Source organism: Frankia gtarii, assembly GCF_025403375.1.
Taxonomy (GTDB): domain Bacteria; phylum Actinomycetota; class Actinomycetes; order Frankiales; family Frankiaceae; genus Frankia; species Frankia gtarii.
The window spans coordinates 1-14147 of sequence record NZ_JAMPTM010000173.1; the positions used below are offsets into that span (position 1 = coordinate 1).

At 70.4% G+C, this 14147-nt stretch carries 11 protein-coding genes and 2 tRNA genes; 8 read left to right on the forward strand and 5 right to left on the reverse strand.

Annotation, left to right across the window (positions count from 1 at the left end; translation table 11 throughout):
- Window positions 1-150: 150 nt before the first annotated feature.
- Entirely contained in the window at window positions 151-414 is a 264-nt protein-coding gene (locus tag NBZ83_RS21685; RefSeq protein ID WP_136447802.1) for a hypothetical protein, read from the reverse strand.
- A gap of 247 nt (window positions 415-661) precedes the next feature.
- On the opposite strand from NBZ83_RS21685, the gene NBZ83_RS21690 reads away from it, so the two are divergent.
- The 3 genes from NBZ83_RS21690 to NBZ83_RS21700 all read left to right on the forward strand — a co-directional run bounded on the left by NBZ83_RS21690 (window position 662) and on the right by NBZ83_RS21700 (window position 2009).
- Window positions 662-1441 (forward strand): fumarylacetoacetate hydrolase family protein, encoded by a 780-nt coding sequence (locus NBZ83_RS21690; RefSeq protein WP_261570238.1) that lies wholly within the window; start codon window positions 662-664, stop codon window positions 1439-1441.
- 330 nt (window positions 1442-1771) lie between these two features.
- A tRNA-Gln gene (locus NBZ83_RS21695) sits at window positions 1772-1843 on the forward strand.
- Window positions 1844-1936: 93 nt separating this feature from the next.
- Window positions 1937-2009, forward strand: a tRNA-Glu gene (locus NBZ83_RS21700).
- Between the two features lie 117 nt (window positions 2010-2126).
- Here NBZ83_RS21700 and NBZ83_RS21705 read toward each other — a convergent pair.
- Complete coding sequence (locus NBZ83_RS21705) at window positions 2127-2402, reverse strand: hypothetical protein (RefSeq protein WP_261570239.1); 276 nt, start codon at window positions 2400-2402, stop codon at window positions 2127-2129.
- Window positions 2403-2603: 201 nt separating this feature from the next.
- Between NBZ83_RS21705 and NBZ83_RS21710 the strand changes: the two genes are divergently transcribed.
- Window positions 2604-4175 carry a sensor histidine kinase gene (locus tag NBZ83_RS21710; RefSeq protein ID WP_261570240.1) on the forward strand — a complete coding sequence of 524 codons (1572 nt, stop codon included), beginning with the start codon at window positions 2604-2606 and terminating at the stop codon, window positions 4173-4175.
- A gap of 279 nt (window positions 4176-4454) precedes the next feature.
- On the opposite strand, the gene NBZ83_RS21715 is transcribed toward NBZ83_RS21710, so the two are convergent.
- Both NBZ83_RS21715 and NBZ83_RS21720 read right to left on the reverse strand, forming a co-directional pair.
- Entirely contained in the window at window positions 4455-6581 is a 2127-nt protein-coding gene (locus tag NBZ83_RS21715; protein ID WP_261575693.1) for a serine/threonine-protein kinase, read from the reverse strand.
- A 467-nt stretch (window positions 6582-7048) separates the two neighbouring features.
- Window positions 7049-7756, reverse strand: a complete 708-nt coding sequence (locus NBZ83_RS21720; RefSeq protein WP_261570242.1) for an IclR family transcriptional regulator — start codon at window positions 7754-7756, stop codon at window positions 7049-7051.
- 138 nt (window positions 7757-7894) lie between these two features.
- Here NBZ83_RS21720 and leuC point away from each other — a divergent pair, with 138 nt between their 5' ends.
- The 3 genes from leuC to NBZ83_RS21735 all read left to right on the forward strand — a co-directional run bounded on the left by leuC (window position 7895) and on the right by NBZ83_RS21735 (window position 10797).
- The gene (gene leuC, locus NBZ83_RS21725; RefSeq protein WP_261570243.1) at window positions 7895-9292 is read left to right on the forward strand and encodes a 3-isopropylmalate dehydratase large subunit; all 1398 of its coding nucleotides are present in this window, start codon (window positions 7895-7897) and stop codon (window positions 9290-9292) included.
- A 111-nt stretch (window positions 9293-9403) separates the two neighbouring features.
- A complete protein-coding gene (gene leuD, locus NBZ83_RS21730; protein WP_261570244.1) occupies window positions 9404-9991 on the forward strand; it encodes a 3-isopropylmalate dehydratase small subunit in 588 nt (195 codons plus the stop codon).
- Between the two features lie 521 nt (window positions 9992-10512).
- On the forward strand, window positions 10513-10797 hold the full coding sequence (locus NBZ83_RS21735; protein ID WP_136447789.1) for an HU family DNA-binding protein: 285 nt from the start codon (window positions 10513-10515) through the stop codon (window positions 10795-10797).
- A gap of 21 nt (window positions 10798-10818) precedes the next feature.
- On the opposite strand, the gene NBZ83_RS21740 is transcribed toward NBZ83_RS21735, so the two are convergent.
- Complete coding sequence (locus tag NBZ83_RS21740; protein WP_261570245.1) at window positions 10819-13017, reverse strand: RNA degradosome polyphosphate kinase; 2199 nt, start codon at window positions 13015-13017, stop codon at window positions 10819-10821.
- Between the two features lie 344 nt (window positions 13018-13361).
- Here NBZ83_RS21740 and NBZ83_RS21745 point away from each other — a divergent pair.
- The coding region (locus NBZ83_RS21745; protein WP_261575694.1) for a transglutaminase family protein at window positions 13362-14147 on the forward strand (786 nt) is incomplete at its 3' end.

The following is a 14147-nucleotide window of genomic DNA, read 5'->3' on the forward strand; positions in this document are numbered from 1 at the left end:
TGTCAGGCCCCCCGCGCCCGGGGGGCCTGACACCCCCTGGCAGGCCCGCAGTGGCCAGCTCAGGGGGTGTCGTGCCTGCGCCCAGACGATGCGGCTGCGTCGCCGGCCCGTGTTCGGTCGGCCTGCCGGCAGCGTCGTCGGACGGCCCGGTCAGTCCTGCGGAATCTCCTCCCACCACTGGCACCACCAGTCCCCGCCGACGAGGATGCGTAGCTTCGGGTGCCAGCAGTAGGTGACGTCCTTGTCGGTGTCGAGGTAGTAGAGGCAGTTGTCGCACCGCTCGTCGCCGTTGGGCTTGCCGCGCAGGATCGCGTCCTCGGCGAGGTGACCCAGCTTGACGCTCAGCTCCTCGTCGATCGGCTTCGGCTCGGGTGCCCCGACGTCGTAGACGGGGGTCGTATCGATCTCGCTCACTATTCCCCTTTCAACCCGGATGTGACACGGCGAAGCCGGCCGCACCGCCGCCGACGCAGGACGCCGACGGGGCGAAGCACAGGCCGCGACGGGTGCCGCCCGGAGTCTGGACCTGTCACGGAATCTGGGCTGATTCTCTGGCACACCCCGGCGTTCTGGCGAACCCGATCACATTCGACCGCTGCGTCGCGGTATGCCCGGGGGACAGCTGGCGGGTTCCGGTGGTCGGGCTGGATACGGTCAGGGCGTGCGTATCGCGAGGTTCACCGATGGTTCTGAGCCCGGATTCGGGGTCGTCGAAGGGTCGATCGAGGACGGCACCGCCGTGATCTCGGTCATCGCCCCGCATCCCTTCGGCCCCTTCTCCTTCACCGGCGCCCGACGTCCGCTCGGCGACGTCCGGCTGCTCGCTCCGGTCCTGCCCAGCAAGGTGCTCTGTGTCGGCAAGAACTATGCCGACCATGTCCGAGAGATGGGCGGTGACACCCCGCCGGAACGCCCGATCCTGTTCCTCAAGCCGTCGACGAGCATCGCCGGCCCGGGTGATCCGATCATGCTTCCGTCGGACAGCGACCGGGTCGACTTCGAGGGGGAGTTGGCGGTTGTCATCGGTCGGCTGTGCCGTGACGTACCCGTGGAGCGGGCCTTCGACGTGGTACTCGGCTACACCTGCGCCAACGATGTGACGGCTCGGGACCAGCAGCAGACCGACGGTCAGTGGACGCGGGCCAAGGGGCACGACTCGTTCTGCCCGATCGGTCCCTGGATCGAGACCGAGCTCGATCCCACGGACCTCCCGATCCGCACCACCCTGGACGGTGAGCTCCGCCAGAACTCGCGCACGAAGCTGCTGCTGCGTGACGTACCGACCCTCATCGCCTACATGTCCGCCGCCATGACTCTGCTGCCCGGTGACGTGCTGCTGACGGGCACACCGGCGGGCGTGGGGCCGATGCGACCGGGGCAGACCGTGGCGGTGACCGTGGAGGGCATCGGCACGCTGACCAACCCCGTGACGGCCCGCTGAGCCCAGGGGACGGTGCGCCGTTGGCCCACTGACCAACCGGCCGGCCAGCCCACCCCGTCCCCGCGGAGGCGCGGGGTAGGTTCTTCGCCGCTGCTCTGTCGCTCTTCGCGCGCGGCGCCCCCATCCGGCGCCGCGCGCGGGAGCGGCACGGACGGGGCGGTCGCGTCGACGGGGTGGTCGCACGACAGGGCTGGGCGGTGTGGTTGGGTTTGGGGGGCTGGAGCGCGGGACCAGTGCGGCATCGCGAGATGACGCGTGTGCATCGCCTCCCCGGAGCGTAGACACGCTGACGCGATGAGGTACAGTAGGCAACGCCCGCGCAGGGCCCCATGGGGTATGGGGTAATTGGCAGCCCAACGGATTCTGGCTCCGTTAGTCTAGGTTCGAGTCCTGGTACCCCAGCTGCACCACAAGGTGGAGTTGCACTCCATCGTCGCACTGGTTCAGTATCGTGTAGACTACGACGTGCACCTCAGTGAAAATAAGTAAAGTCTTGGCCCCGTCGTCTAGTGGCCCAGGACGCCGCCCTCTCAAGGCGGTAGCGCCGGTTCGAATCCGGTCGGGGCTACAGCGGGTTTATCTTCATTCTTCGTAGAGGATCAGAGATATGCCCATGATCCAAGACTCACGATGGCCCCCGGATTTCGATCCGGGGGCCATCGTCATGTCAGGGACCAGGCGCGGCCTACCGCACCACGGTGAGGCGCGGCATGGCGGCCGGGTGCCGGGCCATCGTGCACTCCCGGCAGCCGCAGGAGGCGGGACCGCCCCAGCCGTGCACCTCGGCCTCGGGGCCGCCCACGGCATCCTGTGCCATCGCGACCAGCCGCAGCTGCGGACGGGCCGGGTGGGTCAGGACAGTGGGCTCGGCGGTGGCGCCGGCCGTCGACGGCCCGCACCGTCCCGCGGTCGACGGAACGATCGCGGACGCGGTCGAGGCTGTCAGGGCCACTGGGAGCACGGTGTCCTCCTCCATGGGCGGCCGTCCTGGGGCCACCTCGCGGACCACAGCCTGGTGGCGCAACCAAGGTTCGCGCCATGCTCCGTTGAGCCCGGTGCCGAGTGGTGCGGATGGCCTAGTCAAACCTGGGCACTGTCGCCATGCGACACCACCCTTGACAACCATGGTGCTCCCAGGCTGGAACGGTAGAAACTTGCTCGGATGTCCACCGTCAGTCCATCGACGCCCGAACGGGCCCGGCGCCGGCACGGCAGCGCCCACGCGGGACGCGCCGCGCGCCGCGCCGGACGGCTCCGTTCAGCTGTGGCGCCGGAGGCGGAGGGCGGTGGATCGGCGCCGGGAATGGCCAGTCGCCTCACCGCGCTGCTCCCACAGGGCCGTGGTCTGCCGATCGAGGACTGGACGGCCCGGCACACCCTCATGTGCCTGGTGCTCGCGATGCACCTGCCGATCATCGTCGGCTACGCGATCTGGCAGGACCTGAGCCTCGCGCACGGGTTCCTGGCGGCGAGCCCGCCTGCCCTGCTGTTCGCCGCCGCGGTCGTGCCCGGCCTGCGCCGGGTCCGCGCCCTGGCCGCGAGCCTCGGCCTGCTGTGCTGCTCGGTCGTGCTCGTGCACCTGTCCGACGGCCTTACCCCGATGTACTTCCACTTCTTCGTGGTCGTGGCGTTGATCGCGCTGTATGAGGAGTGGACGGTCTACCTGCTGGCCATCGCGTTCGTGTTCGTCGCGAACCTGGCGATGGGAGACATCGTCAGCGTCGGCGCGGTGCTGGACAACGCCTGGCTGCTGGCCGGTCTGCACGCGGGGTTCATCTTCGCGCTCGCCTGCGCGCAGATGGTCTTCTGGCACTACAACGAGCAGTCCCGCCGACGGGTGGAGGATTACCGCCAGCAGCTGTACGAGGGTCAGCAGAGCCTGATGGCCCGGCTGGAGGAGACCGACCGCATCCGCAGCGACCTCGTCGCCACCGTTTCGCACGAGTTCCGCACGCCGCTGACCGGAATCCGAGGCAACTTGCTCACCATCAAGCGGCGCCGCAGCCGGCTCTCCGACGCCCAGCTCGACGATCTGCTCGACGCTGCGGTCAACTACTCCGACCGGCTCTCCCGGCTGCTGGAGAACATGCTGACGGCCGCCACGGCCACCGGCACGGACGAGACGACCATCACCGACCTGCCCGAGGTCGTCCGGCACGTGATCGCCAACCTGTCGTACACGAGTTCGCCCAGCAGCATCACGGTGGATCTGCCGCCCGAACTGCCCGTGCGGATGGCGCGGCAGGCCCTCATCCAGGTGGTCGCGAACCTGGTCGACAACGCCCTGGTGCACTCCTGGCCGGGCGCGCCCGTGCGGCTGATCGCGGGCCGGGTCGGCGACGAGGTCGTGCTCCGCGTCCGCAACCCCGGGCCCGACCTCGATCCCGGCACGATCCGCCAGCTGTTCGAGCCCTTCACACAGCGAGATGGCACCGCCACCCGGCCGACGGATGGCGCGGGCATGGGTCTCTATGTCGTCCGGCGGCTCGTCGAGGTGCATGGTGGACGGCTACGGATGTCGTCGGAGAACGGCGAGATCATCGTCGAGGTCGACCTGTGGGCGGCCACCGCCCACGCGGCCCTTGCGCCGGAGCCGGAGGCAGCGCTGCCGGTGCCCATGCCGCTGCCCCGCAGTATCCGAACGGACGACGAGGAGCCGCGTATGCCGCGGCTCGCCGGCGGTCCGCTGGCCCGCAACGACATCCGATCGCTGCCCATGGACAAGCTCGGCTGAGCCTGCCGTCCGGCTGAAGGTTCGCCCGGCGAAAACCCCGGCCCTGATGTGCGCTGCGCGATCAGTTCCAGCCGACCAGATCAGGCCGGTCCCCCGGGCGCGGGTTGTAGACCCACTGACCCACTGACCCACGTGGCGGCGTAGCCCGCGGTGCCTGTGTGGGAACGAGCCCAGGCACAGGAACGCACTGGCTGGCGTCCCTGGGGGCACCAGCCAGTGCGTTCGATGGCTTGGCTCTTGGCTCCCGGCGTCTCGGCAGCGCCGGCAGGCCGAGTGCGGTCAGGCCTTCGCCGGGGCCGCGCTCGGCGCCGCCGTCGGGGCTGGGGCCGCGCTCGGCGCGGAAGTGGGCGCGGGCGCGGGAGCCTTGCAGCTCAGGCTGAGCGTGACCGTCGTCGAGTTGCTCGGATGCCGTCCACTGTTGGGCGTGTAGGACAGCACCTTGCTGGTGTAGCCCGCGGGGCAGGAACCGTTCACCCACGGGAAACCAGCGCCGCTGAGCTTGGACTTCGCGGCTGATTCCGTCAGTCCGGTGACGTTGGGGACCTCGCGGCAGTCGTTGCCCTGGACCTGCAGGCTGATCGCCGTCGTCTTCGCGATCTTGCCGTTCTTCGGGGACTGTTTCACGACCGCGTCAACGGCGCCGTTGTCGAAGCAGTCGTACGACTCGCTGGTGTTGGTGAAACCGGCCGACCGCAGTGTGTTCTTCGCCGTGTTCAACGGCGACCCCTCGGTGTTGGGGACGGTCGCCGTGCCATCGTCGGCCGGCGACGGGCTGCTGCCAGCGGTTGGGCCGGTCGGCGGCGTCGTCGGTGCGGCGGAGGCGCCGGGCGCCGGGCTCGTGCCGGGAGAGGGGGAGTTCTTTGCCCCGGGCCGGGCTGCGGATGCCCCGGGAGCACCCGGGCTCGCATCGACGCCGACAGCCACGCCGGGCGCAGCGGAATCCGGGACGCCGGCGGCCGAGCTGTCCGTGCTCGGATCCGCTGAGGCTTCCACGGTGCGGTCGGCGGACAGCGCCGAGTTGGCGTTCCCGCCGGAGGCGAGAGCCCAGCCGCCGGCTCCGGCGACGAGGGCGACGACTAGTCCGGCACCGGCTGCGATCCGGCTGCGTCGACGCCGGTCGAGCGCCGCGCGCGACCCGCCTCCGGCGCTACCACCGGCCGCGCCGGGCTGCTTGCCAGCCGGAATCGCCGACATGACCGTGTTCGTGTCGGCGACCGGGCCGCCGGAGCGGGCGGGGACGCGTACCGCGGGGCTCATCCCGGTCGGCGCGTCGTTGTCCCATCCGCCGCGGGTGCCGTTCTGGGCGGCGGTCATCGGGGCGATGCGGGTGTGCTCGGGATCGCCGCCGTCCCAGCCGTTGACCTTCGTCGCGGCTGCGGTCAGACTGCCCGCGATCTGGGTGTGCTCGAGATCGTTCCAGCTACCGGCGCCCGCGGCCGCCCCGACGCCCGCCACGCCGGCAGCAGACCGGGCTGCCGGCCGGATGCTGGTCGGCGCTGCTGGCCGCTCGCTGACCCGGCGGTCGTAGGCGCCGGTCGGCGCGGACTCGTCGGTGGTCTGGACATGTCCCGGGATCGGCGCGACACCGCGCAGGCTTGCCTCGAGCGCGTCGCTGAGGTCGTCGGCGGCGTCGGCGGCGCTCGCCGGCCGCTGCCTTGGGGATTTGGCGAGCATGCCGGCGAGCACGTCCCACACCGGCGCCGGCACTCCGGCGATCGGCTGTGGGTCGTCCTCCCGATGCGCCCGCAGCAGATCCGCGGGATTCGTCGAGTCGAACGGCGGCGATCCGGCGAGGAGCTCGTAGAGCACCACCCCCGCCGAGTAGACGTCGGCTGCCGGGGTCGGGGGGGCACCGGTGCCGAGCTCGGGCGCCATGTAGAGGGGGGTACCGATCGGCCCGGTCGCGCTGACTCGGGACGGCGTGTTGATCACGCGGGCGATGCCGAAGTCGGTGAGTCGGACGATCGGGCGGTCGGGCGTAGAAGTGTCGATGAGAATGTTCTCGGGCTTGACATCCCGGTGAACGATCCCGGCTGCGTGCACGCTGTCGAGGGCCCACAAGGTGCCGATCGCGAGCCGGACCGCCTCCTGGGCGGGCCGCGGGCCGAATTCCCGCAGATGCGCCCGCAGATCGGGGCCCTCGACGAGATCCATCACGATGGCCAGTGCACCCGGCTCGTTGACGAGGTCGCGGACCGCGACCAGGTCCGGGCTGTCGAGATCGACGAGCAGGTCCCATTCCCGCAGAAACCGGTCGACGATCTCCGGATCGTCGGCGAGCTCGCGACGCAGCACCTTGATGGCCACCGCGGCATCGTCCTGGACCCGGACACCTCTCCAGACCTGGCCGGTCGTACCCTGCCCGAGCAGCTCGTGCAGCACGTACCGCGAACCCAGTTTGCGCACCGCGCCCTGTCCCTCCTTGGCGCCGCACGAGGCGGCCGAACCTACGGCGGCACCGCCGCGGGCGACGATCGCCCGGCCGCGCGGAACCCGAAGAGTCCTCCGGACGGGCGCCCCCAGTGCGCGGGCGACCTATATCGCTTGCTCGCTGGATGGCAATGACCCCATTGGGTCAGCCGGCGTGCTTCTCCGATCATCCGAGACGGACGACTCGAACAGGCTACGACGCCGGAAAGCCACTCCCTGCGGCGGGGGAGACCCGCGCCGCGGGGACGCCTCATTGAGCCCAGCAGGTGTAGTCCGCGTTCCGTTTAGTTGTGGGGCCCGATCGGGGCATCCCCAATGTCTAGAAAGCCAGGACAAGTGGGGAAAACGTGTCCATGCGGTCACCGTCGGCCGCCCGTGAAACCCGGCTTGGTCGGCAAGCTGGCCGATCTCCGGTGGCCCTGGGTTGGCGGCGAGTGGATCCTTCAGTCGTCGACCGATGTCGACAGCCGCGCCGCCGCGGCGAGCACGGCCGTTCCGTGCCGGCGTCCCGGAGATCGGGTCAGCCGTTCCAGCGGGCCGGACAGCGACACCGCCGCGATCACCGTCCCGGAGTCGCCGCGGACGGGGGCGGACACCGATGCAAGGCCGGTCTCCCGCTCGCCGACGCTCTCGGCCCAGCCCTGCTTGCGCACCAGGGCGAGCGTCTCGTCGTCGAACGGTGCGGCGGCGAGCAGGTCGGGCTCGGGGTGATCCGCGAACGCGAGCAGGACCTGCGCCCCGGATCCTGCCGTCATCGGCAGCGCCGCGCCGACCGGGACCGTGTCCCGCAGGCCCCTCGCCCGCTCGGAGGCTGCTACGCACAGTCGCAAAACCCCGCGCCTGACGTAGAGCTGGGTGCTCTCACCGGTGACGTCACGCAGGTCGGTCAGGACCCGGTCGGCCCGGTCGAGTACGTCCCAGGGCAGTGGGATGGTCACCCCGGCCGCCAGCCGCGGACCGGCGACGAACCGGCCGGAGTCGTCGCGTCCGACGAGGCGGTGAACCTCGAGCGCGCTGGCGAGGCGGTGCGCGGTTGCCCGGGTGAGCTTGGTCCGGGCCACCAGGTCGGCGAGGGAAGCCGGGCCCTGTTCCACGGCGGCCAGGACGAGTGCGGCTTTGTCCAGAACCCCGACTCCGCTAAGATGTTCCATAGAATGATACTGCCATCCCATATTGTAAGATGGCAAGATCGGAAATTGGCGCGATACCGACTTGCGGCACATCCCGGATCGCAGGAACGGTCAGACGACCGCGCGGGCAGCTCGCCCGCCGCAGGGAGGGAAGTGGCCATGGGGCGCACACTCGCGGAGAAGGTCTGGGACGCCCATGTGGTGCGGCGCGCCGACGGTGAACCGGATCTGCTGTACATCGATCTGCACCTCGTGCACGAGGTCACCTCGCCGCAGGCGTTCGAGGCGCTGCGGCTGGCCGGTCGGCCGGTGCGTCGCCCCGACCTGACCGTCGCCACCGAGGACCACAACGTGCCGACCACGAACACCCTGGCACCGATCGCGGATCCGATCTCCGCCGCGCAGGTCGAGGCGCTGCGTAAGAACTGCGCCGAGTTCGGGGTGCGGCTGTATCCGATGAACGATCCCGGGCAGGGCATCGTTCACGTCGTGGGCCCGCAGCTCGGGCTGTCCCAGCCGGGCATGACGATCGTGTGCGGTGACAGCCACACCTCCACCCATGGCGCGTTCGGGGCGCTGGCGTTCGGCATCGGCACCAGCCAGGTCGAGCACGTACTCGCGACCCAGACACTGCCGCAGGGCCGCCCGAAGACGATGGCGGTCACGGTCGAGGGCGACCTGCCGGCCGGCGTCACCGCGAAGGACCTCATCCTGGCGATCATCGCCCGGATCGGCACCGGTGGCGGTGCCGGGCACGTCATCGAGTATCGCGGCGCGGCAGTCCGGGGCCTGTCGATGGAGGGTCGGATGACCGTCTGCAACATGTCCATCGAGGCCGGGGCCCGCGCTGGAATGATCGCTCCCGACGACACCACGTTCGACTACCTCGCCGGCCGGGCGCACGCCGCCACCGGGCCGGCCTGGGACGAGGCCGTGGCCTACTGGCGGACGCTGGCCTCGGACGACGACGCCGAATACGACCGGGAGGTCGTCATCGATGCCGCGAGCCTCTCCCCGTACGTGACCTGGGGGACCAACCCGGGCCAGGCGGCGCCGCTCGGCTCGCGCATCCCCGAGCCCGCCGACTACGCCGACCCGGCCGCGCGGGCCTCCGTCGAGCGCGCGCTGACCTACATGGGTCTCACCGCGGGCACGCCGCTGTCCGAGGTCGCCGTCGACACGGTGTTCATCGGCTCCTGCACCAACGGCCGGCTCAGCGACCTGCGCGCCGCGGCCGACGTGCTGCGGGGCCGGCAGGTGGCCGCCGGCGTCCGGGCCCTGGTCGTCCCCGGGTCGATGCAGGTCAAGGCGGAGGCCGAGGCGGAGGGTCTGGACGAGATCTTCCGGGCCGCCGGAGCGCAGTGGCGTAGCGCCGGCTGCTCGATGTGCCTCGGGATGAACCCGGACACACTGAGCCCGGGGGAGCGCAGCGCCTCCACGTCGAACCGGAACTTCGAGGGGCGCCAGGGACCGGGCGGGCGGACCCACCTTGTCTCTCCGGCGGTCGCCGCGGCCACCGCGGTCACCGGCCGGCTCACCGCCCCGGCGCAGCTGTAGGCCGCGCCTGTGCGGTCGCCGCTGCCGTCGACTCGCCGGGGGCTGCGCGGCCGTGACCGCCATCCTGATCACGACTGATCACGACTTCGTTCAGAGGGGAGCGTTTCCGCGATGGAGGCGTTCACGATTCACACCGGTCGGGCCGTGCCGCTGCGGCGCAGCGACGTCGACACCGACCAGATCATTCCGAGCGAGTGGCTCAAGCGCATCGAGCGCACCGGGTTCGGCGCCGGCCTGTTCTCCGAATGGCGGGCCGGCGAGGGCTTCGTGCTCAACAACCCGGCCTACGACGGTGCGTCGATTCTGGTCGCGGGCCCCGACTTCGGCACCGGCTCGTCGCGCGAGCACGCCGTGTGGGCGTTGCAGGACTATGGCTTCCGGGCGGTGATCTCGCCCCGGTTCGCCGACATCTTCCGGGGCAACGCGCTCGGCAACGGGCTGCTGCCGGTAGAGCTGCCGGCGGAGACGGTCGAGACCCTGCAGGCCGCCGCGGAGCAGGATCCGACCGTCGAGATCACCGTCGACCTGGTCGCCCGCGAGGTGCGGGGAGCCGGGCTGGTCGCCTCGTTCGAACTCGACGACTTCACTCGCTGGCGGCTGTTGGAGGGCCTCGACGATGTCGGTCTGACCCTGCGAAACGAGGAGCTGATCACCGTGTTCGAGGCGACCCGAGCGGCCTGGCTGCCCTCGGTGGCCTAGTCCGGCTTGGCGGGCGGTCGCGCCACCGGCGACCGCCCCGGACGCGATCGGCGTCCAGGCCGGCAGAGGGCTGCGGCGCAGTCGATGTGGCCCTGCCGACCGGGTCTTGACCCTGATGTGATGAACATCACATCAGGGTCAACGGGGGGCGGGTCGGGTTGAGTGATCGGTCGATGACCAAGCGGCTACACCCGGTCGATCATCGCCTGTGGCGTTTGCTTGATTACGTAGCAGAGCTGGGCGTGTGGTGACGGAGGCGGCCGGCTACCAAAGCGTGACATTGAGCCCAAAAAAACGGGCGTCTCTCGCTACTCAACGTGATGAATCTACCGGATGGTTCGCGCCGGTGGTACAGCACGCATCCCGTCGCCCACTGGGCCGAACCCGTTGACGTGCGGGTTTGTGTGACGCGACACGGTCGCGGGAATTGCCCTCGACAGTGGAGATGCCTACGGTGCAGCGCAGTGTGATGCCCGATCTGCTCCCCACCCCGCGCCTGCGGGGGGCGTCCGGAGGTTGTTGTGAACAAGTCCCAGTTGGTTGACCGCATCGCCCAGCAGATCGAGGGCGGACGGTCGAATGCCACCAAAGCCGTCGACGCCGTGTTCGACGCAATTCAGGAGGCCGTCGCCGGCGGCGAGAAGGTGACCATCACCGGCTTCGGCGTGTTCGAGCGGGTCGAGCGGGCCGCCCGCACCGGGCGCAACCCGGCTACAGGCGAGCCCGTGCACGTCGCAGCCTCGGTGGTGCCGAAGTTCCGGCCCGGCTCCGAGTTCAAGTCGAGCGTCTCGGCGAGCGGCGACTGATCCGCGGTGCGGGCGCCGGGCTCACCGGTGCCCGCGCCGCATGGCCTCGGCCATGAGATCGTGTTGGTAGTCCGACAGTCGGACGTCGTCCGCTCCGGTGATCCGCCGTTCCCACCGACCGTCGGACTGCAACACCCATCCGGACACTTCGTCGGAGAACGCGTGATCCAGGATGTGGCGTACGGTGTCGCGGCGCTCCGGATGCGGCACCCGGACGAGTGCCTCGATCCGCCGGTCCAGGTTGCGATGCATCATGTCGGCGCTGCCGATCCAGAACTCGTCCGCGGACGCGAACTCCAGGATCCGGCTGTGCTCGAGGAAACGGCCGAGGATCGACCGGACGTGCACCGTCTCCGACAGGCCCGGCACGCCGGGGCGCAGGGCGCAGATGCCCCGTACCAGGCAGTGCACGGGAACGCCCGCCATCGATGCGCGGTAGAGCGCGTCGATCACCTGCTCGTCGACCAGACTGTTGACCTTGAGGCGGATGCCGCAGGGACGACCCTCCTGGGCGGCCCGCGCCTCCGCGGAGATGCGCTGAAGGATCCCGTCGCGCATGTGCTGCGGGGCGACCAGCAGCGAGCGGTACTCGGTCTGCCGGCTGTACCCGGTGAGCACGTTGAACAGGTCGGTGAGGTCGGCGCCCACCTCCGGATCGGCGGTGAGCAGGCCGAGGTCCTCGTAGAGCCGTGCGGTCTTGGGGTTGTAGTTTCCGGTGCCCACATGGCAGTACCGGCGCAGCCCGCCGCGCTCCTGGCGCACGACGAGGCAGGTCTTGCAGTGGGTCTTCAACCCGATCAGGCCGTAGACGACGTGGCAACCGGCGCGCTCCAGCTCGCGCGCCCAGCGGATGTTGGCGCTCTCGTCGAACCGCGCCTTGATCTCGACCAGCACGACTACCTGCTTGCCCGCCTCGGCCGCCGAGACGAGAGCGTCCACGATCGGGGAGTCGCCGGACGTGCGGTAGAGCGTCTGCTTGATGGCGAGAACCTGCGGATCGGCGGCGGCCTGCTCGATGAACCGCTGCACGGACGTCGTGAACGAGTCGTACGGATGGTGGACGAGGACGTCACCCTCACGCAGCACGCTGAAAAAGTCGGGTGTCTCCCCCTCCGCGGTGAGGAGCCGGGGATGGGTGATCGGAACCCGCGGTGCGTCCTTCAGCTCCGGCCGGTCGAGGTCGTACAGGGCCCACAGGGCCGACAGGTCGAGCATTCCGGCGACCCGGTGCACCTCCCGCTCGGTGACCTCGAGCTCGCGTACGAGCAGGGCGAGCAGGTCGGAGTCGATGTCCTCGTCGACCTCCAGCCGGACGGCGGGACCGAAGCGTCGGCGGGCCAGTTCTCGTTCGAGGGCCTGCAGCAGATCCTCCGCCTCATCCTCCTCGACCTCGAGGTCGGCGTTGCGGGTGACCCGGAACCGGTGGGAGTTGATCACTTCCATGCCGGGGAAGAGCTGGTCGAGGTGCGCGGCGATCACCTCTTCGAGGGGCACGAAGCAGGCGCTCTCCGACAGCGCCGGCCCGGCCGCGGGAACGTCGACGGACGGATCCACCTCGACGGGGACCAGCCGCGGGACGTTCTGCGGCACCTTCACGCGGGCAAAGCGGTCGGCCTGCCCACCTGGATCGCGGACATGCACGGCAAGGTTGAGTGAGAGGCCGCTGATGTAGGGGAACGGGTGCGCCGGGTCGACCGCGAGTGGCGTGAGCACCGGGAAGATCTGCTGGTGGAAGTAGCGGTGTAGCTGTTCCTGCTGGGTCTCACTGAGCTGGGACCAGGATCGGATGCTGATCCCGGCGTGCGCCAGGGACGGCACCACCTCGGCGGTGAAGCACCGAGAGTGCCGCTCCGTCAGCTGGGCGGCGGCCCGACTGACGAGATCGAGCTGTTCCCGGGCGCTCAGGCCGTCCGCCGAGCGGACCGCGAGGCCGGTGGCCTCGCGCCGCATCAGGCCGGCGACCCGGACCATGTAGAACTCGTCGAGGTTGCTGGCGAAGATTGCCAGGAACTTGGCCCGTTCCAGCAACGGCGTGGCGACGTCCTCCGCGAGCGCCAGTACCCGAGCATTGAAGTCGAGCCAGGACGTCTCGCGGTTGATGAACCGATCGGCCGGCAGATCGGACGGCGCCGGCACACGGGGCGCCTCCAGGGGTTCGAGCAGGCCACTGCGGGCCTTGCGCTGAGGCCGTTCGGTACGGGTCGCCACCAGCTCGCTCATGCCTGTAGATGGTGCCAGCCGGCGGTGAACTCGGCAGCGCGGGACGATGTCCGGATTTGGCCATCCGATGACGGATCGGCGGCGTCGTGGCGAGCCAAAGATGTGATCCGTGCCCGTTGTAATGGTTCGGTAGCCGGACGGTTGCCACCCGCCGAGTCCCGGGGGCGGTAGTTAACCGTACGGAAACAGTCGAAGGCGACGATCAGCAGTGTGATGGAAACATCGGCCGTCCGGAGGTCCTTCTCGGCGGAGCTGGTCGTTGCGGCCATTCTCCGGTCAAGCGCGCACAGCGTGTCTGATATCACAGCGCTTGGCGGGCCGCGGTGGAGAGGCCGCCGGTGAAGATGTCGGACTCGCTCGACCCCAGCGGGTCGGCGACGCTGCCGCCACCTTCGACGGCGGCCGGGGCCGGCCCGTCCACCGATCGTGGTCCTGAGCCGGCCGCCATCAGCCTGACCGACCTGCCGGCCGGGACGCGGGTGACCTATCGGGTCGCGCAGCGTTTCCGGTACACGTACGACGGCGACGCCACCGATCTGGTCCACCGGCTCGTCGTGGTCCCGCCCAGCCGGCACGGCGACCAGGTCGTCCGCGACGACCGGCTGACGGTCTCCGCCGATGCCGCCCGCACGACCTGGCTGCGCGGCGCAGACGGGACGCGTACCGCGGTCGTGCGCCTCGACCAGGTACCACCCCGGCTGGACTTCGACGTGACCGTGACGATCGACCGGATCGCGGGGGGTGCCCGGCCGTGGCTGCGGGCCACGGCGCTGGCCGGCCGGCGGCTGCTCGACCCCACCCCGCTGACCGCGCCGGACGCGGCGCTCACCGCCGCGGCCCGCGCCCTGGCCACCGATGATCCTGTGGCGACGGCGCGCCGGTTCTGCGGCTGGGTGCACAGCCGGATTCGGTATGTCCCGGGCAGCACGGAGGTGGCGACCACCGCGGCCCAGGCTCTCGCCGGCGGCTCGGGGGTCTGCCAGGATCAGGCGCACGTCATGCTCGCCCTGTGCCGCGCGGCGGGGCTGCCCGCCCGTTACGTGTCCGGACATCTCGTCGGGGACGGCCCGTCACACGCCTGGGTGGAGGTCATCATGGCCGGCGGGGCGGCCCAGGGGGTTCCCCGGACC